Origin of the sequence: Haematospirillum sp. H4485, assembly GCF_012102745.1 — a bacterium.
Lineage (GTDB): Bacteria > Pseudomonadota > Alphaproteobacteria > Rhodospirillales > Rhodospirillaceae > Haematospirillum.
Genome location: NZ_JAAVSY010000001.1, coordinates 230,997 through 253,988 on the forward strand (window position 1 = coordinate 230,997; position 22,992 = coordinate 253,988).

Annotated in this window: 22 protein-coding genes and 1 tRNA gene; 16 read left to right on the plus strand and 7 right to left on the minus strand. The window is 53.8% G+C overall.

Features of this window, described 5'->3' with window-relative positions:
- Window positions 1–27: 27 nt before the first annotated feature.
- Window positions 28–411 carry a lysozyme inhibitor LprI family protein gene (locus HEQ61_RS01085; RefSeq protein WP_168018797.1) on the plus strand — a complete coding sequence of 128 codons (384 nt, stop codon included), beginning with the start codon at window positions 28–30 and terminating at the stop codon, window positions 409–411.
- A gap of 13 nt (window positions 412–424) precedes the next feature.
- On the opposite strand, the gene HEQ61_RS01090 is transcribed toward HEQ61_RS01085, so the two are convergent.
- From HEQ61_RS01090 to HEQ61_RS01100, 3 genes are all read right to left on the minus strand, one after another.
- On the minus strand, window positions 425–880 hold the full coding sequence (locus tag HEQ61_RS01090; RefSeq protein WP_066135419.1) for a GNAT family N-acetyltransferase: 456 nt from the start codon (window positions 878–880) through the stop codon (window positions 425–427).
- A 21-nt stretch (window positions 881–901) separates the two neighbouring features.
- Window positions 902–1,405: a CHAP domain-containing protein gene (locus tag HEQ61_RS01095; RefSeq protein ID WP_066135421.1), complete on the minus strand. Its 504-nt coding sequence runs from the start codon at window positions 1,403–1,405 to the stop codon at window positions 902–904.
- Window positions 1,406–1,546: 141 nt separating this feature from the next.
- Entirely contained in the window at window positions 1,547–2,536 is a 990-nt protein-coding gene (locus HEQ61_RS01100; protein WP_168018799.1) for an OmpA family protein, read from the minus strand.
- A gap of 262 nt (window positions 2,537–2,798) precedes the next feature.
- Between HEQ61_RS01100 and HEQ61_RS01105 the strand changes: the two genes are divergently transcribed.
- The 7 genes from HEQ61_RS01105 to parC all read left to right on the plus strand — a co-directional run bounded on the left by HEQ61_RS01105 (window position 2,799) and on the right by parC (window position 9,500).
- Window positions 2,799–3,536 carry a pyridoxine 5'-phosphate synthase gene (locus tag HEQ61_RS01105; RefSeq protein ID WP_168018801.1) on the plus strand — a complete coding sequence of 246 codons (738 nt, stop codon included), beginning with the start codon at window positions 2,799–2,801 and terminating at the stop codon, window positions 3,534–3,536.
- Window positions 3,533–3,964 (plus strand): holo-ACP synthase, encoded by a 432-nt coding sequence (acpS, locus tag HEQ61_RS01110; RefSeq protein ID WP_168018803.1) that lies wholly within the window; start codon window positions 3,533–3,535, stop codon window positions 3,962–3,964. The genes HEQ61_RS01105 and acpS overlap by 4 nt, the downstream gene beginning before the upstream one ends.
- A 106-nt stretch (window positions 3,965–4,070) precedes the next feature.
- Entirely contained in the window at window positions 4,071–4,832 is a 762-nt protein-coding gene (gene lepB / locus HEQ61_RS01115) for a signal peptidase I (protein WP_168018805.1), read from the plus strand.
- A gap of 18 nt (window positions 4,833–4,850) precedes the next feature.
- Window positions 4,851–5,531 carry a ribonuclease III gene (gene rnc, locus HEQ61_RS01120; RefSeq protein WP_245183039.1) on the plus strand — a complete coding sequence of 227 codons (681 nt, stop codon included), beginning with the start codon at window positions 4,851–4,853 and terminating at the stop codon, window positions 5,529–5,531.
- The gene (era, locus tag HEQ61_RS01125; RefSeq protein WP_168018807.1) at window positions 5,531–6,442 is read left to right on the plus strand and encodes a GTPase Era; all 912 of its coding nucleotides are present in this window, start codon (window positions 5,531–5,533) and stop codon (window positions 6,440–6,442) included. The genes rnc and era overlap by 1 nt, the downstream gene beginning before the upstream one ends.
- Window positions 6,443–6,465: 23 nt before the next feature.
- On the plus strand, window positions 6,466–7,200 hold the full coding sequence (recO, locus tag HEQ61_RS01130; RefSeq protein WP_168018809.1) for a DNA repair protein RecO: 735 nt from the start codon (window positions 6,466–6,468) through the stop codon (window positions 7,198–7,200).
- An 80-nt stretch (window positions 7,201–7,280) separates the two neighbouring features.
- Window positions 7,281–9,500 (plus strand): DNA topoisomerase IV subunit A, encoded by a 2,220-nt coding sequence (parC, locus tag HEQ61_RS01135; protein WP_168018811.1) that lies wholly within the window; start codon window positions 7,281–7,283, stop codon window positions 9,498–9,500.
- Here the strand turns inward: parC and HEQ61_RS01140 are convergent.
- The 3 genes from HEQ61_RS01140 to motA form a co-directional block, all read right to left on the minus strand.
- Window positions 9,497–10,264 carry an arginyltransferase gene (locus HEQ61_RS01140; protein WP_168018813.1) on the minus strand — a complete coding sequence of 256 codons (768 nt, stop codon included), beginning with the start codon at window positions 10,262–10,264 and terminating at the stop codon, window positions 9,497–9,499. The two genes, parC and HEQ61_RS01140, sit on opposite strands and share 4 nt — an antisense overlap.
- A 108-nt stretch (window positions 10,265–10,372) precedes the next feature.
- Window positions 10,373–11,359 carry a flagellar motor protein MotB gene (locus HEQ61_RS01145; protein WP_168018815.1) on the minus strand — a complete coding sequence of 329 codons (987 nt, stop codon included), beginning with the start codon at window positions 11,357–11,359 and terminating at the stop codon, window positions 10,373–10,375.
- A 48-nt stretch (window positions 11,360–11,407) separates the two neighbouring features.
- Entirely contained in the window at window positions 11,408–12,268 is an 861-nt protein-coding gene (gene motA / locus HEQ61_RS01150) for a flagellar motor stator protein MotA (protein ID WP_066135441.1), read from the minus strand.
- Window positions 12,269–12,521: 253 nt separating this feature from the next.
- Here motA and HEQ61_RS01155 point away from each other — a divergent pair, with 253 nt between their 5' ends.
- Window positions 12,522–13,004 carry a flavin reductase family protein gene (locus HEQ61_RS01155; RefSeq protein WP_168018817.1) on the plus strand — a complete coding sequence of 161 codons (483 nt, stop codon included), beginning with the start codon at window positions 12,522–12,524 and terminating at the stop codon, window positions 13,002–13,004.
- On the opposite strand, the gene HEQ61_RS01160 is transcribed toward HEQ61_RS01155, so the two are convergent.
- Window positions 13,001–14,395, minus strand: coding sequence for a D-amino acid dehydrogenase (locus tag HEQ61_RS01160; protein WP_209315577.1), 1,395 nt, complete (start codon window positions 14,393–14,395; stop codon window positions 13,001–13,003). The two genes, HEQ61_RS01155 and HEQ61_RS01160, sit on opposite strands and share 4 nt — an antisense overlap.
- Between HEQ61_RS01160 and HEQ61_RS01165 the strand changes: the two genes are divergently transcribed.
- The 7 genes from HEQ61_RS01165 (at window position 14,342) to pdhA (ending at window position 22,989) form a co-directional block, all read left to right on the plus strand.
- Window positions 14,342–15,856 carry an NAD(P)H-hydrate dehydratase gene (locus tag HEQ61_RS01165; protein WP_168018819.1) on the plus strand — a complete coding sequence of 505 codons (1,515 nt, stop codon included), beginning with the start codon at window positions 14,342–14,344 and terminating at the stop codon, window positions 15,854–15,856. The two genes, HEQ61_RS01160 and HEQ61_RS01165, sit on opposite strands and share 54 nt — an antisense overlap.
- 38 nt (window positions 15,857–15,894) lie before the next feature.
- Window positions 15,895–17,337, plus strand: a complete 1,443-nt coding sequence (locus HEQ61_RS01170) for a malonyl-CoA decarboxylase (protein ID WP_168018820.1) — start codon at window positions 15,895–15,897, stop codon at window positions 17,335–17,337.
- A 191-nt stretch (window positions 17,338–17,528) separates the two neighbouring features.
- Window positions 17,529–17,614 (plus strand) — tRNA-Leu (locus HEQ61_RS01175).
- A gap of 144 nt (window positions 17,615–17,758) precedes the next feature.
- Complete coding sequence (tig, locus tag HEQ61_RS01180) at window positions 17,759–19,144, plus strand: trigger factor (protein ID WP_168018822.1); 1,386 nt, start codon at window positions 17,759–17,761, stop codon at window positions 19,142–19,144.
- 171 nt (window positions 19,145–19,315) lie between these two features.
- On the plus strand, window positions 19,316–19,966 hold the full coding sequence (gene clpP / locus HEQ61_RS01185; RefSeq protein WP_168019227.1) for an ATP-dependent Clp endopeptidase proteolytic subunit ClpP: 651 nt from the start codon (window positions 19,316–19,318) through the stop codon (window positions 19,964–19,966).
- 279 nt (window positions 19,967–20,245) lie between these two features.
- On the plus strand, window positions 20,246–21,514 hold the full coding sequence (gene clpX, locus HEQ61_RS01190) for an ATP-dependent Clp protease ATP-binding subunit ClpX (RefSeq protein ID WP_168018824.1): 1,269 nt from the start codon (window positions 20,246–20,248) through the stop codon (window positions 21,512–21,514).
- A 470-nt stretch (window positions 21,515–21,984) separates the two neighbouring features.
- Window positions 21,985–22,989, plus strand: coding sequence for a pyruvate dehydrogenase (acetyl-transferring) E1 component subunit alpha (gene pdhA, locus HEQ61_RS01195; RefSeq protein ID WP_168018826.1), 1,005 nt, complete (start codon window positions 21,985–21,987; stop codon window positions 22,987–22,989).
- Window positions 22,990–22,992: the final 3 nt, after the last annotated feature.

The window sequence follows — 22,992 nt, forward strand, 5'->3', positions numbered from 1 at the left end:
ACCCGTTATGTGGCAGGTGGATCAGGGATGACTTTCCCAGCTTGGTCGGTTGCATGTCTTCTTGTCTGCTTGGCTGTTGCGGTGCCATGTGCAGCTGCGAAGTCGGCTGTTAACTGTGAGACGACAGAGTTGGAGGCAGAACTTGTTTCGTGCGCCAAGGATGAGCTCAAGCGGACGGAGTCTGCCTTGGATGGGATGATGCGGCGCGTTATGCGTACCGTGCCGGCCTCGATTCACGAGGCCTTGCAGAATGCCCAGTCAGCTTGGAATCGATACCGCGAGGCCGAGTGCGCTTGGAATGCGCTGGATCCTGAAACCGGGAAAGCCGACGATTTGATGCGTCTGACGTGCTTGAATGACTTGGCTCTAACCCGTATTGACGAGCTGGATGCTTCTCTCGGTGGCAATTAGGTTTTTTGCTCTGTCATGAGAATTGTTTCTGCATCAGGTATTCTATGTGCTGATCCTCTCCGCCGGTAGAAGAGAAGGGTAGGGTGGCGAATATTGTATACCCATGCTTTGTGTAGAGGTGTAGTCCATCCTGAAAATCAGCCGTTGACAACCTGGATCTTGATATTCCCATAGACTGGGCTTTTTTCTCGATACCAGACAACAGGCGCGACCCTATGCCCTGCCTGCGCCATGCAGGGGCAACCCAGAGCAAGTGGACGTGCAGCCAGCTAAATTGTATATACCCATGGATGCCGCCGATCATTTCCCCGTTCAGAGACTTTGCTGTCACCAAAAGGTGATGTGCATCATATGGGCCAATACAGGCTTGATTGAATGACCTCAGGTTTGCACGCAGCTGTTCGACTTTTCTGTCTTCAGGCTCACTATCGACATGGACCGTGACGGGACCGTCTTGTTGGTGCTCCATAGCTCTGCATCTTGTCGAAGATCAAAGGGGATGTGCGTTTCCAGGCTTTTTGTCCAGCGACGCGCTGCTGGCATGTTCTGGATAGATAAAGCCTGCGGTTTGGTAGATTGTGGAGCCCAAAGTCCTTGATGGCGAGTGCCAGACTCTTGTCTGGCTCCAGTCATTACCGGGTGAAATGTCAACAACGGCAACCTGCGTCTCGATACGGCCGCTACGGCTCCAGTTGGCATGATCAACAAGGATCTTCCGTGTTCCTTCAACAGAGCGCACAACAGCAACATGCCCACGCCGCATGATGGGACTTCTTTTAAACACCAGAACGGATCCGACGGTAGGTTTCTTGCCCCGCTGATAAACACCGACTGAGGCATCCCACCATCGCCACGCGTCGCCCTGTAGATGAATATCAGATATTGATCGTGCGTAGGGTACGCAGCTCCAAGCAGCAAGGGCTTGTTGCGCAAGGCATACAAATGCAAGCAGGGTCAAGGCAAGGATGGATCTCTGAAGAAGACGCGCGCTCATACCTCTTTCCACGAGTGTCAGCAAATAGACCGTGTACCTAGATAGTGCACATTCATGTGCTTTTTTCAAGTATTGGAATGCATTTTGACAAAAGCGAAGGCCCCGAAAAACGGGGCCTTGCTATGCATAAACAAGCCGTATTTAAGGAATGACAATCTCTGCCCGACGGTTCTGCGGCTCGCGAACACCATCGGCCGTGGGCACCAAGGGATTGGACTCACCCTTTGCCACGACGGAAATTTCCGAAGACTTGAGACCCTGACGAACCAGATAATGCTTCACGGCTTCCGCGCGGCGCTTGGACAGTTTCATGTTATAGTCCGCACTGCCGGAAAGATCCGTGTGGCCTGTTACGGATACGCGTGCCATGTGGCCCTTCTTGATGGCGGCAGCGGCCTGATTGAGGATGGCTGTCGCTTCTTTTGTCAGCTCTGACTTGTTGAAGTCAAAGAAAACAATGTAGTTCTTGTGCATGGCAGCGGGATCGGCTGCTGTTGGTGCCGGTGGCATGGCAGATGCCTTGCCAAAACTATAGCTCAGGCCAACGAGCACCGCGTGATTGTTATACTCGGCATCCAATTTTGCGCCTGCGGGAGTCTTGACTTCGTAGTCCATGGTGCCGAAGTAGCGATACTGTGCACTGATGGCCCAGTTATGGCTGACATCGTAGGCTGCGCCCCCGAATGCCTGGTAGGCAAACTTCCAGCTATCGCCCTTGTAGCGGTCGGTGCCTCCGGAGCGAACCATGCTGGTATCAATCTTGGCAGCCCCGATCCCGACCCCGACGAAGGGATGGAACTTGCCTTCCGGTACAAAGTCGACAACGCCGTTGATCATGGTGCTATAGGCGCTGGTATGGCCGCTACCATTGGTGTGGAGTACATCCTTGACGCTATTGCGCCGCCACCCCAGCTCGCCCTCCAGCTTGAGGTGGCCGAAGGAATATCCTACATGCCCAAGTACGGCAGGACCCCACTTATAGCTTGTTTCCAGGTTGGTGCCGTTCTTTTCAACGTCAGCTTTCTGGTTGAAGCCCATTCCGGCATCAGCGCCGACATACCATTGTGCCTGCGAAGCAGAAGGTAAAGCTGCGGCGATGCCAGCTGCTACAAGCGCATGAATAACGCGCATTCCACGGTCCTCCCAAAATGCCAAGGCAGAAAATAGAGCACCATGATAGTGTTTAGTGCGTTCTATGCAAGCACTTCACTGATAATAGTATTGTATTTCTTGTGAGTGTTGCGATCAGGTCACAGCTTGTGTCATTGCTGTGTCTGAATTCTTTTTTAACAATATGTATGCTTACGTATTTTCTTTGTCTTGCTTTCCTGTCTATGGTGTGTGATGAACAGCACCATCAATGTTCGCCTATTGTATACCTTGAGATAAGCCTGTGTCCATTCTTCGTCTTGGTGTGAATATCGATCACGTTGCCACGTTGCGTAATGCGCGCGGTGGTATGCATCCGGATCCTGTCGCTGCGGCACATGCTGTAGCACGTGTGGGTGCTGATGGTATTACAGCCCATTTGCGGGAGGACCGGCGTCATATTCGTGACGACGATATTTTTCGTCTGAAGGAGCAAATTGCCCTTCCTCTCAATCTTGAAATCGCAGCCGTGCCCGAAATGGTTGACATAGCGCTGCGCTGTCAGCCTGCCGCATGCTGCCTTGTGCCAGAGCGGCGTGAGGAAAGAACAACAGAGGGTGGGCTTGATGTTGTGGCCCTGTTTGACACCTTGCTCCCCTGTGTTGCAGAACTTTCAGCGGCGGGTATCCGGGTATCCTTGTTTGTTGCACCTGATGTTGAACAGATACAAGCTGCCCGGAGTGTTGGCGCACGTGTTGTTGAGCTGCATACGGGCCGCTATTGTGAGGCGAATGGTGAAGAACGAGAGCATGAATTGCAGCTTATAAAAAAGGCGGCGCTTTGCGCAGATGCCTTGGGGCTTGAGTGTCATGCCGGTCATGGTCTGAGTTACGGGACCGTTGGTCCGATCGCCGCTATTCCTACGGTGTCCGAGCTGAATATCGGTCATTTCCTGATTGGGGAAGCCATCTTTACCGGACTTGAAGCAGCTGTAAAGCGTATGCGGGATTGTATGGAGACAGCGCGCAGGGCCTCGTCATGATTATCGGTATTGGTCATGACATGGTAGATATTCGCAGGATAGAAAGAGCTGTTTTGCGTTATGGCTCCCGTTTCCTTGACCGTATTTTCACCCCAGCCGAGCAGGCGCTTGCGGCGCAGCGCAGTGCGGATCCTGCTGTTTATTCCGGTACCTTGGCAAAGCGTTTTGCTGCAAAAGAGGCTCTTGCAAAGGCTTTGGGGACAGGGGTTGGGCGATATGGGGTTTTATTTCGTTCCTTGGAGGTCATTATTTCGGAGCAAGGTGTGCCCGGTATGGTGCTCCATGACGGGGCTGCCTGTTACCTTCAGAATATTACGCCGGAAGGCAGGATAGTTCGCGTTTATCTCAGCATGGCAGACGAGTATCCCTATGCATCGGCTTTTGTGTTGCTTGAAACCGCAATGGCAGAGCCAAGTTTTCCCCGTTAATATCTTGGCTTGACAGGATAACCCTTGGCCGGTTTCACTCCTCGGCCAGAGACAGCCTGTCTGCTCTGCGCCTTTGTCCTTTCATCCAAAAGGAAGTTATAGTCTGATGCCGCACAGAAAAGCTGGGGGGACGGGAGAGACTGTCAGAACAGTTGCCGCCGCTGTCTTTGTTGCTCTCCTTGTAAGAACGGTTGCCTTCGAGCCCTTCAATATCCCTTCAGGATCCATGATTCCCAATCTTCTGGTTGGGGATTACCTTTTTGTTTCAAAATATTCTTATGGATACAGTCAGTTTTCGATGCCGCTGGCGCCCCCTTTATTTTCCGGTCGTGTGTTGTTCTCAGAGCCAAAGCGTGGCGATATTGCTGTATTCAAGTACCCCCGTGATGTCTCCGTTGATTATATCAAGCGTGTCATTGGGTTACCAGGTGACCGCATTCAGATGCGTGGGGGGCGTCTTTATATAAACGGTACGATGATGATGCGTGAGAGGGTGGAAGACTACGTTTATATTGATACAGACGGTCATGTTATGCGATCAGCACGGTACATCGAGAGCTTGCCTAACGGAACGCATTATCCGATACTGGAGGCCAGTGATGCGGCTAGGTATGATGATACCCCGGAATATGTTGTGCCCGAAGGGCATTACTTCATGATGGGCGATAACCGTGACCGTTCGGCGGATAGTCGTGCAGATGTCGGTTTCGTTCCTTCCGAGAATTTGGTTGGACGAGCCGAAATGCTCTTCTTTTCAACAAATGGGACCGCCCGTTTCTGGGAATTCTGGAAGTGGCCTGTAGCGACCCGCTGGGGGCGTCTCTTCCGTGATCTCAGGGCATCATCTTCTGGTGACAACGTGTCGTAATAGTTACAGGAATCTGCTTTGTGTAGTCTGTTTATCGGTCTGGCTGTGGCGCTGGACTATGCGTTTCGCGATGAGGGTTTACTTGAACTTGCGATGACCCATCGCAGCCGGGGTCTTTCCAGGGGCCATAATGCCGGAACCAATGAACGCCTGGAGTTTCTTGGAGACCGCGTTCTTGGGCTGGTCGTTGCGGACATGCTGTATCATCGTTTTCCTGTTGAGAACGAGGGGGCTCTGGCGCGCCGCCATGCTGCCCTTGTCCGCCGGGAAGCCTTGGCCGATGTGGCGTCAGCGCTCAATCTTGGGGACTTTCTGATCCTTGCCAAGGGTGATGAGGATTTGGGAGGAAGAACTAATCCCGCTCTTCTTGCAGATGCCTGTGAGGCCGTTATCGGGGCGATCTATCTGGATGGCGGGCTGGATGCGGCTTCTGGTTTTATCCGGCGTTTCTGGATACCGCTGATGGACAAGGTGACAGAGCCGCCCAAGGACCCCAAGACAGGCCTTCAGGAATGGGCGCAGAAGAGGGGCCTTCCTCTTCCGGTTTATGAAACCGTTGCCGCTGATGGACCGGATCATAATCCCTTATTTACAATCCGGGTCATGGTGCAAGGTGTGCCGCCTGCAGTGGCATCCGGCCCATCCAAGCGGATTGCCGCGCAAATGGCGGCCCGTATTCTTCTGGAGAAATTAGGTTAATGACAGTTTCTGAGCCGACCCGCTGTGCTTTTGTGGCTGTTCTCGGGGCGCCCAATGCAGGCAAGTCAACGTTGGTCAATGCGTTTGTTGGTACCAAAGTCAGCATTGTATCCCCGAAGGTCCAGACAACGCGCACGCGGGTTCGCGGGGTTGCCATGTCGGGAAATGCCCAGATTGTATTCATTGATACACCGGGTATTTTTCGTACAGCCAAGCGTCGGTTGGAGCGTGCCATGGTTGCGGCTGCATGGGGTGGTGCGGCTGATGCGGATCGCCTGATGCTGACCATTGATGCCGCGCGGGGCATTGATGATGATACCCGTGTGATCATCGACACGTTGAAGTCTGCATCAAGCACAGGCGTTATTCTGGTTCTCAACAAAATCGATCTTGTTGAGCGTTCAAAGCTTCTGGCGTTAACCGAAAGCCTGTTCAACGAGGGGATTTTTGAGCGCGTTTTCATGATTTCGGCAAAATCAGGTGATGGCATCGCCGATCTTCTGGCCTGTTTGGTGGAATCTGCCCCTGAGGGACCATGGATGTTCCCCGAAGATGAGGTGTCGGATGTGCCGCAACGCCTTTTGGCTGCCGAATTGACGCGGGAGAAGGTCTTCCTGAATCTGCACGAGGAGTTGCCCTACAGCATTACAGTGGAGACAGAACGCTGGGATGAGCGTCCGGATGGCTCTGTGCGTATTGATCAGACAATTTATGTGATGCGTGACAGCCAGCGCATGATTGTTCTTGGTAAGGGGGGGAGCAAGATCCGTTCAATCGGTGCCAGTGCCCGCAAGGAACTGGAGTCCCTTCTGGAACGTCGGATACATCTTTTCCTGCATGTGACTGTACGCGAACAGTGGGCTGAAGATCCGTCGCGTTACAATGCCTGGGGGCTGGACTATAACGTCTAAGGCGCATAGCAGAGGATGTTGACATGGCTGTGGCGTGGCAGGATATCGGGGTCGTTCTGTCTATCCATCCTGTTGGTGAGGGGCGCGTTCGCCTTTCTGTCCTGACGGCTATGCATGGGCGGTGGAATGGTCTTGTCATGTCATCCCGTCTGGTCCGGAAAGGGGGGGTGGGGGGTCTCCAGCCAAGCAATATTGTGCAGCTGTCCTGGAAGGCGCGTCTGGGGGAGCAGCTGGGAATATTCGAGGTCGAGCTTCTTGAAAGCATAGCCCCGCATTTTTTTGATCAGCCAATCGCCTTGGAAGCTTTGGCATCGGCCTGTGCTGTTCTGGATACGGTCGTGCCTGAAAGACAACCGTATCCCGATATCTGGGCAGCGCTGTTGGCTCTTCTTGCAGCCCTGCGGGAATGCAGGCGCATAGATGTTTACGTGCGGTGGGAAGTCAAGGTTCTGGCTGGCTTGGGGTATGGACTAGATTTGTCCTGTTGTGCTGCGACGGGTTCTACCAGCAATCTGATTTATGTTTCTCCCAAAACAGGCCGTGCTGTCAGTGCGTTGGCCGGGGAGCCTTATCGTGATCGCCTTCTGGCCTTGCCGTCGTTTCTGGTCGATCCGGACGAAGATGCCGATCCATCAGACCTGCTTCAGGGATTAAACCTGACAGGATATTTCTTGGAGAAGCATCTCCTTGTTCCTTCCCGCGCGTGTCTACCGTCTGTTCGCCAGCGCCTTGCACAGCGCTTCTTGTCCCGGCCTTGACCTGCAGGGGGGATGGCAAGGTATAGTGCGGCCTTTGCTGTCCTGCCATCTGTAGCTGCTTTTCCTTCGGGGTTTTTTGCATGAGCGCGTCAAAATCTGCCGAGATCATACGTCACCAGCCATTGGCCGAAGCACTGTCGGAGCGCTATCTCGCTTATGCTCTTTCGACCATTGTGTCCCGTTCACTTCCCGATGTGCGGGATGGATTGAAGCCGGTCCATCGCCGCTTGTTGTACGCCATGCGGCTTCTCAAACTGGATCCCGCCGGTGGTTTCAAGAAGTGTGCCCGCGTGGTCGGGGATGTCATCGGTAAATACCATCCTCACGGTGATGGTGCCGTTTATGATGCCTTGGTGCGTCTGGCCCAGGAGTTTGCTGCCCGGTACCCATTGGTGGAGGGACAAGGCAACTTTGGTAACATCGACGGCGATGGCGCTGCGGCCATGCGTTATACCGAATCCCGTCTGACAGAGGTGGCAACGGCCTTGATGGATGGGCTGGACGAAGATGCTGTCGATTTCCGCGAGACCTATGATGGGGAGGAGTCAGAGCCGGTAGTCATGCCGGCAGCCTTCCCCAATGTCTTGGCCAATGGGTCTTCTGGCATTGCCGTCGGTATGGCAACCAATATTCCCCCTCATAATATCGGGGAGTTGTGTGATGCTCTTTTGGCGCTGATCAAGAAGCCGGATCTGTCCGTGGATGGATTGCTGACCTGCATCAAGGGACCTGATTTCCCCACTGGTGGTGTTCTGGTAGACAGTCCGGACTCTGTGCGCGAAGCTTATGCAACCGGGCGCGGAACGTTCCGTTTGCGCGCCCGCTGGGAGATAGAGAAACTCTCGCACGGCTTGTTCCAGATTATCGTCACCGAGATTCCCTATCAGGTCCAGAAATCAAGGGTGATCGAGAAGATAGCGGAGCTTCTGAACGCAAAAAAGCTGCCCCTTCTGGCTGATATCCGCGATGAGTCTGCCGAGGACGTGCGCGTTGTTCTGGAGCCTCGTAACCGGACGGTTGACCCGGAACTGTTGATGGAGCACCTGTTCCGACAGACAGATCTGGAAATACGTTTCAGCCTTAACATGAATGTTCTGTCTGCGGATGGAACGCCCCGCGTGATGCCCTTGAAGGATGTTCTTGAGGCTTTTCTGGAACACCGGATCGAAGTGCTGGAGCGGAGGTCGCGCTACCGCCTGGGGAAGATTGACCACAGGCTGGAGATCTTGGCAGGCTATCTGATTGCCTATCTTAACCTGGATGAAGTCATCCGTATCATTCGTGAGGAAGATGAGGCAAAAGCAGCTTTGATGAAGGCTTTTGGTCTGTCGGATATGCAGGCTGAAGCCATTCTGAATATGCGGCTGCGGTCCTTGCGGCGGCTTGAGGAAGTTGAAATCCGCAGCGAGTATGACCGTCTGTCTTCAGAAAAAGCCGGCCTGGAAGCATTGCTGGCTGATCCTTCCCTACGGTGGGCTGAAATTTCACGGCAGCTGACAGAGACGAAAAAAAAATTTGGTCAGAAGACCCGCCTTGGAACCAGAAAGACAGAGATTGCAGGGCCACCGTCTGCTGTGGTTGTTCCGATTGAGGCGGTGATTGAGAGGGAGCCTGTTACACTTCTGTTGTCGGAGAAAGGTTGGATCCGTGCCCTGAAGGGCCATGCGGAAGATGTAACGGAGACCCGGTTCAAGGAGGGTGATCAGCTCTGGATTGCCCTGCATGCCTACACAACAGACAAAATTCTGATCTTTGCCACCACGGGGCGGTTTTATACCCTGGCAGCCGATCGGATACCACGGGGACGTGGTTTCGGCGAACCGCTGCGGTTGATGGTTGATCTGCCCAATGATGCAGAAGTGGCCGCTCTTATGGTTCACGAGGCGGGGAGAGAGCTTCTTCTGGCTTCTTCCGGTGGGCGTGGTTTCCGTGTTGCGGAAGATGATGTTGTTGCCCAGACTCGTGCCGGTAAGCAGATTCTTGTCCCGGGAGAAGGCGAAATAGCCGCATTCTGCATGCCGGCGGATGGCGATACGGTTGCAATCATCGGGCAGAACAGGAAGCTATTGGTCTTCTCGATAGAGGAGGTTCCCCTGATGGCAAAGGGGCGGGGTGTTATTCTCCAGAAATACAAGGATGGTGGAACCTCGGACGTCAAGGTTTTCAGTGCCGAGGATGGTTTGACATTCCGTTCCGGGGAGCGTATTCGCACCGAGATGAACTTGGTGCCGTGGCGGGGGGCGCGTGCCGGGCAGGGCAAGCTGCCTCCGACAGGCTTCCCCCGCAGCAATCGTTTTTAGGGCGAGAAAGGCTGGAGAACGGGCGGACGCGGTGCCCCCGTTTTCTCATCCAGAAGATGCCATCCATTCCCCGTAAAAACTTCGAGCGGGGTGAACCGTTTCTTGTAGCTCATTTTCGGGCTTTCTGCGATCCAGTAACCCAGATAGACATAGGGCAGTTCAAGGGTCCGGGCCGTCTCGATCATCCACAGGATGATGAAGGTACCAAGTCCCCTCCGGCTCCTGGAGGTGTCGAAGAAGCTGTAAACCCCGGAAACGCCGTCGTCCATCTTGTCCATAAGGCAGACCGCTGTCAGCTTTCCTTGGTGATCACGGAACTCAACCAAGTGCGTTTCGATCGGACTGTCTTCAACCATGGCTCTGTAGTCGTAGAAGCTCATCAAGGCCATATCACTGCCGCTGTGACGGCACGCTTGGTAGGCGCTGAAAAGCCGGTATTGTTCGGCTGTTGCTCTTGGTGGCACCATCCGCCCATAAAGATCTGCATTGCTGTTCCAGGTGCGACGAAAGCTGCGGTTTTTTGCAAAGTTACGGACCACAACCCGCACCGGTGTGCAGGCCGCGCAACTGGGGCATGCGGGGGCATAGGCGATGGAGTGGCTCCGGCGAAAGCCGGATCGTGACAGCGTATCGTGCAAAGCCCCGGCATCCGGTCCGGCAAGCTCGGTCACAATCTTCCGCTCCATCCGTCCTTCCATATAGGGGCACGGCATGGGGGCGGTTGTGAAAAAGAAGTGCGGTCGCCGTACCGGAGAGTTTTCCATCGTTCATTACCGATGTTGTCCTGCCGCCACTATGATGGTGAAGCGTGTTCCCTGTAAACACAGCCTTCCGGACCAGGAGTCCCCCCAGAAAAGGGGCATCCCCTTGTTTCATCGGGTATCGAGGATACTGGGCAGGGGGCCGCTGCCCGGTGAACCCGGATTGCCGCTGTCGGCTGGGATAGCAGAATCATCACGGAGGAGAACAATGCTGATCCGCCGGTTGCGCGGGCTATCCGGATTGGATGGTTCCAAGGGATCATTGGGGCCAACGCCTGCGATCCGGGCAAACCGGTCATCTGGCACGCCACCCTGTAACAGGACACGCCGGGCCGCCAAGGCCCTGTCGGCTGAGAGCTCCCAGCTTCCATAGCCGGACGGGTCTGTGAAGCCCCCCGAGTCGGCATGGCCGGAGACTGCAATCTTCTGTGGCATCAGTTTGACAACGCGGCTGACCAGAAGGAGCAGTTTCTGGGTATGCTCATACAGGGCACTGGACCCGGCCGGGAACATAGGAAGCCTGTCCTGGTCAATTAGTTGGATGCGCAACCCCTCGGGAGTGTTGTCAATGATCAGGCTGTCTTGCAGAGCCTTCATTTGTGGCAACGCATTCAGGGCTTGCCTGATTTCGCGTGAGATGGTGTCAAGCTGTAGTTGCTCGCGTTGTCTGCGGGCATCTTCTTCCTTGCTTTGTTGTTGTTTCTGCTCTGCAGAGCTGTCCTGATCTTTTTCAGAACGCCCTTCCTGTGGATCGGTAAAATCCTGTCCGCCAGAGCCGACTGTAGAAGGGGGAAGGTTGATATTAGTCGCAGGTGGAGCTGAATTGGACTGGGATGCCCCTTCGCCAACAACCAAGCCACCGAGCATACCACCTGCTCCGCTTGGGCTTTGCGAAACAGCCGTGGGTGCAAAGTAGTTTGAAATCCCTTGCAGCTGTTCTTCCGTTACAGAATTAAGGAGCCACAGAAGAAGAAAGAAGGCCATCATCGCGGTCACAAAGTCGGCGTAGGCCACTTTCCAGGCACCACCATGGGCCGCGTGACCACCCTTCTTGATCCGCTTGATGATTATTGCATTTTTGCCTTCTTCCTCGGCCATTTATCCCGCGCTGCCTTTCATTCCGGACCGGATTTCCCTGGTTTTACATCAGTCGTGCGAAAGGTTGGTGACCGTTTCTTCCAGTTCCTGGAACGTTGGACGTACATGAGGGGGGACAATTTTCCGGGCAAATTCGATGGAAACCTGTGGAGCATAGCCCTGCATGTGTGCGAGGAGGCCCGCCTTGATGCAGTTCAGATATTCCGTCTCTGATGTGTACGCGGCATCAATTGCCCGCGAGAACGGAGCGAAAAAGCCATAGGACAGCAGAACTCCAGAGAACGTTCCGACCAGGGCAGCGCCAATCAGGTGCCCAAGAACTTCTGGCGGTTCTGTAATCGATCCCATGGTATGGATGACGCCAAGCACGGCGGCGACGATGCCCAATGCAGGCATACCATCGGCCATGTCGCCCACGGCCTTTACGACCAAGTGATGCTCGTGGTGGTGGGCCTCTATTTCCTCTGTGATGATGGTCTCTACCTCGTGGGCATTGTTCGTGCCCAGTGTCAGGAGACGTAGATAATCACATAGAAACACCAGTGTATGATGATCGGCGGAAAAGTTGGGAAATTTCTGGAACAACGGGCTTTCTTCCGGTCGTTCCACGTGGCTTTCAAGTGCCAGATCGCCTTTGGTCTTGGCAAGACGAAATACCGAGTAGAGCATACTCAGCACTTCAAGATAGCTGTCCTTATGGTGGCGTGGCCCCTTCATCATAGGACCCATGGCGTGCCCGATTCCCTTCAGCACGCTTGTCGGGCTTCCGATTACCATGCTGCCACCGGCCGCCCCGAAAATAATCAGGAACTCCAGCGGTTGCCAAAGAACGTCCAAGTGGCCACCACCCATGGCATAACCACCGATGACGCAGGCAATAACGATAACCGTGCCTATGATTACGAGCATGTGCCCTCTGTCCCATGCGGATTCCGTGCGGCCGCTTCCTGACCAAAGGAACCAGACCCTCTGGTTTTAGCCAACCGGGACAGAAACTGCAACACAGGTCGGGAATTTGCTGCCCCTGTTGGCAATTCTGTCATGATTGTGCCATGTCCGGTCATGTCATGCGGGAAAATCCTTGTTTGTAGGTTATACAATTTCGTAGTACTGGGGCACACTGGTGTGTACCGCCTGAAACAGGCCAGACAGGTGAGGGTTTATGCTGCCTGACGATCATAGCTTTCGTAAGACTCTTGGATGCTTCCCGACCGGTGTGACAGTCATGACCACCCTGGGGAAGGATGGTGTTGCCACTGGCGTCACGATCAGCGCCTTTAGTTCGCTGTCGTTGTCGCCCCCTCTTGTATTATTCTGCTTGGACAAAAAGACATCTTGCCTTGACGCGTTTCTGGACGGTCACTTTGGCGTGAATATTCTCTCACAGGACCAAAAAGCTGTTTCGGTTGCTTTTGCCCGCCGCAGCGGTGACAAGTGGCAAGGTATTTCGCAGCGTCGCGGTGTAACGGGCATTCCTCTTATAGAGGGATGTGTGGCGTGCTTGGAGTGTAAGGTTGTTCAGGTTGTTGATGGCGGAGACCATAAGATTGTTATTGGTCAGGTCGAACATCTTGAAAGCGATGACGCAAAGCTGCCGCTTCTCTATTTCCGTGGTGATTACAGCCGGATAGGGGATGCCGTCTAGTATACACGCTTTTCCAGCCCGTAGCCGGTGGGATCAATGTCTGGTGTTCGTCCGGATACAAGATCTGCCATCAGGCGTCCTGATCCAGCAGACATGGTCCAGCCCAGCGTGCCGTGGCCCGTGTTGAGAAAGAGGCCACGGTAGGGTGTCTGGCATATGTACGGCACGGAGTCCGGCGTTTTCGGGCGTAGGCCGCACCAGATCTCGCTGGCTGCATAGTTTCCTGCATCTGGAAACAGGGACATCGCGTGTTTGCGAATGACATCGGCCCGTTTCTGGTCCAGCTTGGTATCCCATCCGGTCATTTGGGCTGTCCCTGCCGCGCGCAACCGATTCCCCAAGCGTGAGAAAACCATTTTGTTTTCATCATCGGTCACCGAAACAGAGGGCGCACCCGGTGCATGATCGGCCAATGGCACTGTGATGGAATAACCCTTGGCCGGGTACACAGGCAGGTGAATTCCCAAGGGAGCCAGCAGCTTTGGGCTATAGCTGCCGAGGGCAATGACAAAGGCATCGGCCTTGTAGGTTCCCATGTTTGTTGAAACACCAGAAATGGCTGGGCCGTCATACAAGAGGTGATTAATCTGAACTCCGGTATGAAAGGTTGCACCGTTTTGCTGCGCAATAGCGGCCAAGGATTCTGTGAAGGTGCGGGCATCGCCACTTTCATCATCCGGGCTGTAGATCCCGCCGACCAGTTCATGGGCTTTGGCGGTCAGGGCAGGCTCAATGTCTGTCAGGTTATGTCTGTTGACAACATGCTGTGGCAAACCTGCCGATGTCATGACTTCCGCAGATCGACACTGGAAATCATATTCACGTTGATTACGAAAAATATGCAATATCCCCTTGGAAAGGCAAGAGTATTCAAGCGAAAGATTTTCGCGCATCTGCCTGAGAGTCTCTCGACTGTAAAGGGCAAGATGCACGGTTTTGCGTGTATTGTTTTCAACGGCTTGTCTGGGGCAGTTGGCGAGAAAACGCAGGATCCATCGCCACAGGGCGGGATCATAGCGCAGCAAGGGCATGACCAACGGAGCATCCTTGTTCCCCAGCCATCCGACCGCCTTGCGCAGGGTATGGAAGGAAGCCCACGGGGTTGCATGGCTGACCGAAACCTGTCCGCCGTTGGCAAAGCTGGTTTCCCGCGCAACGGCGGGCTGTCGGTCCAGTACATGCACTTCGTGCCCATCCTGTGAAAGCCACCAGGCTGTACAGGTTCCAACCACGCCGGCACCCAGAACGAGGACCTTCACGGAAAACTCTCCTGTAGCCGTGACCCTTCTCCCGGCTTTATAGAAAGGTAGTGGGCGGAAGAAAAGGGGGGATCGGACATGGATGAAGCAGAGAAGCGCTCTGTGGTGTCGTTTTCCGCTTCTTCCAGCCAATTGGAAGCAGCCCTGCTGAATCCCATGGAGATGAGAGAAGCCGATCGTCTGGCCGTGGAAGCCGGGGTTTCATCTTTGTATCTGATGGAAGCTGCTGGTTTTTCGGTTGCCCGCGAGGTTGTTCGCCTGTGTGGCCGGAAAAAGCGAGTTGTGGTGCTGTGTGGTCCTGGCAACAATGGCGGCGATGGCTTTGTAGCGGCCCGCATGCTGACGCGGCGTGGCTGGCCTGTCCGTGTGGCCTTGTCCTGCAAGTCCGATGCCTTGAAGGGTGATGCCGCAATCAATGCACAGCGCTGGAAAGGGCCTGTGGAGCAATTGTCCTCGCATAGTGTGGACGGGGCTGCCATGGTTGTGGATGCCTTGTTCGGGGCAGGTCTGGATCGTCCTCTGGATGGGGATGCTGCGGCTGTTGTCGCTAAAATCAACAAGGATTCGATTCCCTGTCTGGCGGTGGATATTCCGTCTGGTATCAATGGGCACGATGGCTCTCTTGATGGCCCTGCGCCTGTTTGCGTGGCAACCGTTGCATTCTTCCGCCCCAAGCCTGGGCATGTGCTGTACCCGGGCAGGGATTACATTGGTCGCTTGACGGTCGCTGATATTGGTATACCAGCCTTGGTACTGGAGCGTGTTTCGCCCCGAACCTTTGTCAATGATCCTCGTCTGTGGTCTTTGCCTGTCCTGAACTGGAGAGACCACAAATACTCCCGTGGTCACGTAATTGTCTTTTCGGGTGTGCACATGAGTGGGGCCGCCCGTTTGGCCGCTATGGCTGCCCGTCGGGCAGGGGCGGGCCTTGTCACAGTTGTGGCCCCACGGGATACTGCTTTCCTGTGTGCCCTTGATCCAGGACTTATCGTTGTTCCTCAAGATGATAACGATGGGTTTCTGACCTTACCGCAGAATATCTGTGCCAATGCCGTTGTTATTGGACCCGGACTGGGTCGTGTTCCGTTATTGCCAGAGATGATCAGAGACATTGTATCTCGGCGACTGGCCATTGTTCTCGATGCGGATGCCATCGATACTTTCGCGGGACGAGTCGATGAGCTACGCGCAATTGTGCGTACGGCTGCTGCGCCCATTGTCATGACGCCTCATGAAGGCGAATTCGGGCGTTTATTTCCAGAAATGGGGACTTTACCCCGTCTGGTGAAAGCGCGTCAGGCTGCCAGGGATTTGGGAGTCTTCATGGTGCTGAAGGGAGCCGACACCATTATTGCAGCCCCTGACGGTATGGCTGCGGTCACAACGCATGCGGTTCCATGGTTGGCGACGGCTGGAAGTGGTGATGTTCTTGCCGGTATTATCGCAGCCAACCTTGCCGGTGGTATGGACGGATTTTCCGCTGCATGTGCCGGGGTATGGCTGCATGCCGAGGCAGGGCGTCATCTTGGAAAGGGAATGGTAGCAGAGGATATTTCTTTGGCCTTTCCGCATATTCTTGCACAATTGACGTGACCCGATGTACCCGGGGTCTGCCCCGGAGGAGATGGATAATGGCGCGGCATCAGGTTCCTGGTTTGCTGGATCGTTTGGGTACCCTGTGGCGGGAATTTGTTGCTCCCCAAGGAGGGGGAGCGCTGGCTCATCTCGATCCGGATCTACCGGATGAGCAGCTTTTGCACCTGCGCGAGCAGATGCAGGCGTGTCTGGATGCGCGTGGTGGGGATGTTTCAGCTCGTACCCGTGCTGCGGCCTTGGGGCATGTGTATCTTGGTTTGAGTGAGCTGGGGCGGCGACGCTTTCTGACCCTTATGGCAACAGAGTTCAGCCCTGATCGTGATGCCGTGGACAGAGCCATTGCAGAACTTGAAGGTGCGGATGACACCGAGCGTGAGCAGGCTGCCTTTCATGTCTATCAGGCTCTGCAGCCACCCAGGATAAGTTTATTGAAGCAATTCAATATATTGCCTGATGGTGTGAAGTTTCTTGTTGATATGAGGGCAGAGCTGCTCAAGTTTCGTTCCGGGCATCCTGAGCTTGATGGTCTTGAGCGTGACCTGATGGAAATTCTGACAGGTTGGTTTGATATAGGTTTTCTGGAATTGCGCCGCATCACATGGGACGCCAGCCCAGCAGCAGTCCTTGAGAAAATTATTTCTTATGAAGCAGTTCATGAAATCAGAAGCTGGGATGATTTGAAAAATCGTCTGGACTCTGACCGTAGACTGTACGGTTTTTTTCATCCCCGGATGCCGGATGAGCCCCTTATCTTTGTTCAGGTCGCACTTCTCAATGGGATAGCAGATAATATTCACGATCTGCTGGATGTTAATGCCCCGGTGGGGGATCCCGCCTTGGCTGATACGGCCGTCTTCTATTCTATTTCCAACGCCCAGAAGGGGCTTTCCGGTATCAGTTTCGGGAATTTCCTGATCAAGAAGGTTGTATCCACGCTGTCAGCCGAGTTTCCTTCCCTCAAGGCTTTTGCCACGCTTTCGCCTCTTCCCGGTTTTCGCGTCTGGTTAGAGCAGCAGGTGGAGAAAGACGGCGATGACCTTCTTCTTCCTGCTGAAATCAAGGCTGTTACAGCCTTGGTTCGTCGCAAGGGAAATGGAGCCCGTCCTCCTGCATTGGGATTATTCGGTCGTCTTTTGTCTGCGGAGCTGTGGCAAAGTGACAAGGACACAGCTGATGTTATGCGTCCCATTCTTTTGCGTCTTGCCACGATTTATCTGGTTTCTGCCCGCCGTTTTCCCGAAAAAGGAAATGTTCCTGTAGCCATTGATCCTGTGGCCCATTTCCATCTGAGCAATGGTGCCCGCATTGAACGCCTGAACTGGATGGGGGACCGCTCCGGGCGGGGTATCAGGCAGTCTGCCGGACTTATGGTCAACTACCTTTACCGGTTACAGGATATCGAGAAAAACCACGAGGGCTATAGCTCTCGGGGGACCGCAGCCCTGTCTTCAGCCCTTAAAGGGTGGCTGAAGGGGTAGGCTGTTTGCTCACTGAGTCGGCTGTTCATGCATTCTTTTGTTGCCATTTGTATCTTGAATTGTCTATGTGTGTGGCTTCGTGCAGCCGATCTTGGTCGGCAGCCGGTGTTCTGCGTGGTGCAGGCAGTGGCAAAAACTGCTTTGTTGACCGCAAAGTTGAGCTTGGCTGTAGATAAGGTGTGGCAGCGCTGGCGGGCGTGGCGAAATTGGTATACGCGCCGGATTTAGGTTCCGGTGGCCTTGTGTCGTGGGGGTTCAAGTCCCTCCGCCCGCACCACATTATCCGCGAGGATTGTCACTGTGCCTGTATATCCGGGCAAGGACAGGACCCGGGTAAAAAAGGGTTTTCGGTTTGTCATAAGGGGAAGCAGGGCCAAGATTGTCGCGGTCCGTTCGGTACCCAAGAACTTCGGGATATTCCATGCAGGTTACTCAAACGAATGCTGACGGTCTGAAGCATGCTTTCAAGATTGTCGTTCCGGCCGGAGACATTGGCAACAAGGTTGAAAGCCGTCTCAAGGAGGTTGCGACCCGGGTTTCTATCGCCGGCTTTCGTCCGGGGAAAGTGCCGATGTCCATTGTTCGCAAGCGCTATGCGGCCTCTATCATGGGTGAAGTTCTGGAAGATGCCGTCCAGGGCGGTGTGCGTTCGACCTTGGAGCAAAAGAAGCTGACACCGGCAGCGCAGCCCAAGATTGAGGTTGTGTCCTTCGATGAGGGCAAGGATCTTGAATTCACCATGGAATTCGAGGCTCTCCCTGAAATCGGTGAGACAGACTTTGCGGCCGTTCAGCTGGTCAAGCCTGTTGTGGAATTCGAGGATGCCGAGGTTGAGGAAGCCTTGGCCCGTATTGCGCAAAGCCGCAAGGTGAATGAGGTTGTCGAGGAAGCGCGTAAGGCTAAAACTGGCGATATCCTTGAGATTGATTTCGTTGGACGTATCGATGGCGAAGAGTTCCCCGGCGGCAAGGGTGAGTCTTATGACCTGGAGCTTGGATCGGGATCTTTCATCCCCGGCTTTGAGGATCAGCTTGTCGGTGCCAAGCCCGGTGACAGCGTTACGGTGACCGTAACCTTCCCCGAGTCCTACCATGCCAAGGATCTTGCCGGTAAAGAGGCTGCGTTTGAGGTCAATGTGAAGGCTCTCAAGCAAGCCAAGGTGCCCGAGCTTGATGATGCGTTCGCGAAGTCTGCTGGATTCGATGACATGGCGGCTTTGCGTACCGCTGTGCGTGAGCAGATCCAGTCGGATTATGACAATTTGGTGCGCGGACGCATGAAGCGTGAGCTTCTGGACAAGCTGTCCGAGATGGTCAGCTTCCCGGTCCCTCAAGGCATGATCGACGCTGAATTTTCAGGGATCTGGCCCGAAATTGAGGCTGCGATGAAGAACGATGCCTTGGAAGAGGAAGACAAGGGCAAGTCTGAAAATGATCTGCGTGCTGAATATACCGCAATAGCCGAGCGTCGCGTGCGCTTGGGGCTTTTGCTGGCCGATACCGGGCGTCGTGGCGAGGTTCAAGTTACCCAGGAAGACCTTAACCATGCCGTGATGCGTGAGGCCATGCGCTATCCCGGTCAGGAGCGTGCTGTTTTCCAGTACTTCCAGAGTAATAAGCAGGCACTGGATCAGTTGAGGGCGCCTATTTATGAGGATAAAGTTGTTGACCTTATCCTTGGAAAGGTTACGTGCACGGACCAGAAAATGTCGCCTGCTGGGCTGATGGAGACCGGAGAAGCTTCTGCGGCCCCAAAGAAAGCTGCAAGAAAGAAGGTATCCAAGAAATCTGGCGCTGCTGCTGAGTAAGTAGCCCTGCTTTTGTTATACCAAGAGAAGGCGCCCTGTCTGGACTGGGCGCCTTTTTAATTGGTTGTCTGCTGCCCTCTGCCGTATAACAGGACTTTTCATTGCCCAGTCAGTAGCCTACAGTGGCCACCGGCAGGTGTTTCCGTGTAATGAGCAAGGAAGAGTAGAATGATGCGCGAGCGGGATCCTTTTGACGTTTATATGAACACGCTGGTGCCGATGGTTGTCGAGCAGACCAACCGTGGAGAGCGCAGCTATGATATTTATTCCCGTTTGCTGAAAGAACGCATTATCTTCCTGACCGGGCCGGTCAATGATGTTGTGTCCAGTCTGGTTTGTGCGCAGCTTTTGTTTCTTGAGTCTGAGAATCCCTCCAAGGATATTGCCTTTTATATCAACTCACCTGGTGGTGTGGTGACGTCCGGTCTGGCCATGTACGACACCATGCAGTATATCCGCTGTGATGTAGCCACGCTGTGTATCGGTCAGGCTGCTTCCATGGGGTCACTGTTGTTGACGTCTGGTGCAAAGGGCAAGCGGTTCTCCCTGCCAAATTCAAGGATCATGATCCATCAGCCATCGGGCGGATTTCAGGGGCAGGCCACTGATATAGAAATTCATGCCAGGGAGATCCTGAGTCTTCGTTCTCGCCTGAATTCCATGTATGCAAAGCATACCGGTAAGCCAATTGAGGAAATTGAGCAGGCGATGGAGCGCGACAAGTTTATGCCAGCGGAGGAAGCCAAGGAATTTGGGCTGATTGATGAGGTCGTACAGGAGCGCCCAAAATCTGTTGATACAGGATCAAAACCTGGTGACTGAGGCGTTTGTTGCAGATTGGTTTTGAGTGTCCCTTATTGTTCCGGTATACATATTATATCGGAACAATAAGGGTTCCTTGTCCGTTTTCCGGGTGAGGGGTGTGGTCGTTCCCAAGCCGTTGGTTTTTCCGGTAGCAGGCATTTTGAGATTGTGCGTGCCTTGCTGTAACGGCTAACATAAGAGCTTGGAGCAAGGGCCTGTTGGCCGAGTATAGTCTTCGCGGTGAGATCAGGGTCGTTTCCCGATCCGGCGCTTCTTGCCGCATGGAGTGGAGATACAATGAGCAAGTCCCCGGGCGGCGATTCAAAAAATACCTTGTACTGCTCGTTCTGCGGGAAAAGCCAGCACGAAGTACGCAAGCTTATTGCCGGTCCAACCGTTTTCATTTGCGATGAGTGTATTGAGCTTTGCATGGATATTATCCGTGAAGAGCATAAAACTCACATGGTGAAGACCCGTGATGGCGTTCCTTCGCCGCGTGACATCATGAAGGTTTTGGATGATTATGTTATAGGGCAGGCGCATGCGAAACGCGTTCTGTCCGTCGCTGTGCACAATCACTACAAGAGACTGTCAGTTGTTGGGAAAGGCAATGATATCGAGATTGCCAAGTCCAATATTTTGCTGATTGGCCCGACTGGTTGTGGCAAGACCCTTCTGGCTCAGACGCTGGCTCGTATTCTTGATGTTCCCTTTACCATGGCCGATGCCACGACGCTGACGGAAGCCGGATATGTTGGGGAGGATGTGGAAAACATTATCCTCAAGCTGTTGCAAGCTGCTGACTATAATGTCGAGCGTGCGCAGAGGGGCATTGTTTATATTGATGAAATCGACAAGATCAGTCGAAAGTCTGATAATCCCTCGATAACCCGTGATGTTTCCGGTGAGGGTGTTCAGCAAGCCTTGCTGAAGATTATGGAAGGTACTGTTGCATCGGTACCTCCCCAAGGTGGTCGCAAGCACCCTCAGCAAGAATTTTTGCAGGTTGATACAACGAACATACTCTTTATCTGCGGTGGCGCTTTTGCCGGTCTGGATCGTATTATCAGCCAGAGGGGCAAGGGAACATCGATTGGTTTCGGTGCGGATGTCCGTGATCCCGAGCAAAGAAAAACCGGCGAGCTGTTGCGTGAGATTGAGCCAGAAGATTTGCTGAAGTACGGCCTTATACCAGAGTTTGTCGGGCGTTTGCCGGTCATTGCTACGCTGGACGATCTGGACGAGGCTGCTTTGATTCAGATTCTGACAGAGCCAAAGAATGCATTGGTCAAGCAGTACCAGAAGCTTTTTGAGATGGAAAATGCTCACTTGACCTTCCAGGAAGATGCTCTTTCCACGATTGCGCAGAAGGCAATCGCTCGGAAGACCGGGGCGCGTGGCTTGCGTTCGATCATGGAAGGTATCCTGCTTGATACGATGTTTGATCTTCCGGGCAATGAAGGTATTGAGGAGGTCGTGGTCAACAAAGAAGCTGCTGAGTTGAGAGCCAAGCCCTTGGTCATTTATTCCGAGAGGCCTCGTTCCGAGGAATTGGGCAGCGCCTGAGGATTCGTCCTTTCTTTGAAGTCCTGCTTTTCTGGCTGGGGAGTATGATGCTCCCCGGCTTTTTTATGTCCGGATAGGCACTTGAAGCCAATTGATAGGGGAGCTTTATTACAATTTTCCGGGAGGGATTGGCCCCTTCTGTGCTGGCCTATCTAGCATATTGTTATTATAAGGGTATTTTTATCGGACAATAAATTCGTTTTAGAATCATAACGCGATATAAAATTCCTTCATTCCTTGATGATCAGTTGCGATATACATTCTATACAAATGATTAACTGGTAAATGGTTTAAATCTCGTTGTGCGTTGCAAAACAGAGGGTTGGTTGTAGATTCGTGCTTGCAACTGCGTGATCTTTGGATACCTTTGCCGGAAATAAACAGAGGTTCCCGGCAGCCGGTGCAGAGCCACGGCTCGTCGTGCTTTTTGTCGGGACCGCGTCTCGTTTGCCCCCAAATCCGGAGGGATCATGGCATCCACATCTCGCCGTAAACTGCGCTCCGATGCGCCGGACCTTGCTCAGTTGAAGACCTACTATCGCGACATGCTTTTGATACGCCGCTTTGAAGAGAAAGCCGGCCAGCTGTATGGCATGGGTCTGATCGGTGGTTTCTGTCATCTTTACATCGGCCAAGAGGCCGTTGTTGTTGGCATGCAGGCCGCAGCGCTTGAAGGAGTTGATACGGTTGTAACCAGTTATCGTGATCATGGTCATATGTTGGCGTGTGGCATGGATGCGCGTGGAGTAATGGCAGAGCTGACCGGCCGTGAAGGGGGATATTCCCGTGGCAAGGGCGGCTCCATGCATATGTTCTCCGAAGAAAAGGGGTTTTACGGCGGTCACGGTATCGTTGGGGCACAGATCCCAATCGGGACAGGTCTTGCTTTTGCTCACCAGTACAAGGGCGACAATGGCGTTAACTTTGCCTACATGGGCGATGGGGCTGTCAACCAAGGTCAGGTATATGAAAGCTTCAATATGGCTGCTTTGTGGAAGCTGCCGGTAGTCTATGTCATCGAGAACAACAAGTATGGTATGGGCACCAGTGTTGAACGTGCCTCTGCCTCGACCGAGTTGTTCCAGCGTGGTTATGCCTATGGCATACCGGGTGAGGCTGTTGATGGTATGGATGTCCTTGCTGTACGCGATGCTGCCCTGCGTGCTGCGGGCCATGCACGCTCGGGCAAGGGGCCTTATATCCTTGAAGCCAAGACGTATCGTTACCGTGGTCACTCCATGTCGGATCCGGGAAAATACCGGAGCAAAGACGAAGTGACCAAGATGCGCACCGAGCGTGACCCGATTGACTTGCTCAAGGTTCAGCTTCTTGAAATGGGTGCCATTGATGAGGCGGGCCTGAAAGAACTTGACCGGGAGGTCAAGCAGATCGTTACCGAGGCGGCGGAGTTCTCGCAAAGCAGCCCCGAGCCGGATCCTTCGGAATTGTATACCGATATTCTGGTTGGCGCCTGAGCG

Coding starts and splice junctions, on each gene's coding strand:
- HEQ61_RS01085 (WP_168018797.1), top strand. CDS start 28: ATGACTTTCCCAGCTTGGTCGGTTGCATGTCTTCTTGTCTGCTTGGCT.
- HEQ61_RS01090 (WP_066135419.1), bottom strand. CDS start 880: ATGGAGCACCAACAAGACGGTCCCGTCACGGTCCATGTCGATAGTGAG.
- HEQ61_RS01095 (WP_066135421.1), bottom strand. CDS start 1,405: ATGAGCGCGCGTCTTCTTCAGAGATCCATCCTTGCCTTGACCCTGCTT.
- HEQ61_RS01100 (WP_168018799.1), bottom strand. CDS start 2,536: ATGCGCGTTATTCATGCGCTTGTAGCAGCTGGCATCGCCGCAGCTTTA.
- acpS (WP_168018803.1), top strand. CDS start 3,533: ATGATTATCGGTATTGGTCATGACATGGTAGATATTCGCAGGATAGAA.
- lepB (WP_168018805.1), top strand. CDS start 4,071: ATGCCGCACAGAAAAGCTGGGGGGACGGGAGAGACTGTCAGAACAGTT.
- era (WP_168018807.1), top strand. CDS start 5,531: ATGACAGTTTCTGAGCCGACCCGCTGTGCTTTTGTGGCTGTTCTCGGG.
- recO (WP_168018809.1), top strand. CDS start 6,466: ATGGCTGTGGCGTGGCAGGATATCGGGGTCGTTCTGTCTATCCATCCT.
- parC (WP_168018811.1), top strand. CDS start 7,281: ATGAGCGCGTCAAAATCTGCCGAGATCATACGTCACCAGCCATTGGCC.
- HEQ61_RS01140 (WP_168018813.1), bottom strand. CDS start 10,264: ATGGAAAACTCTCCGGTACGGCGACCGCACTTCTTTTTCACAACCGCC.
- HEQ61_RS01145 (WP_168018815.1), bottom strand. CDS start 11,359: ATGGCCGAGGAAGAAGGCAAAAATGCAATAATCATCAAGCGGATCAAG.
- motA (WP_066135441.1), bottom strand. CDS start 12,268: ATGCTCGTAATCATAGGCACGGTTATCGTTATTGCCTGCGTCATCGGT.
- HEQ61_RS01155 (WP_168018817.1), top strand. CDS start 12,522: ATGCTGCCTGACGATCATAGCTTTCGTAAGACTCTTGGATGCTTCCCG.
- HEQ61_RS01165 (WP_168018819.1), top strand. CDS start 14,342: ATGGATGAAGCAGAGAAGCGCTCTGTGGTGTCGTTTTCCGCTTCTTCC.
- HEQ61_RS01170 (WP_168018820.1), top strand. CDS start 15,895: ATGGCGCGGCATCAGGTTCCTGGTTTGCTGGATCGTTTGGGTACCCTG.
- tig (WP_168018822.1), top strand. CDS start 17,759: ATGCAGGTTACTCAAACGAATGCTGACGGTCTGAAGCATGCTTTCAAG.
- clpP (WP_168019227.1), top strand. CDS start 19,316: ATGCGCGAGCGGGATCCTTTTGACGTTTATATGAACACGCTGGTGCCG.
- clpX (WP_168018824.1), top strand. CDS start 20,246: ATGAGCAAGTCCCCGGGCGGCGATTCAAAAAATACCTTGTACTGCTCG.
- pdhA (WP_168018826.1), top strand. CDS start 21,985: ATGGCATCCACATCTCGCCGTAAACTGCGCTCCGATGCGCCGGACCTT.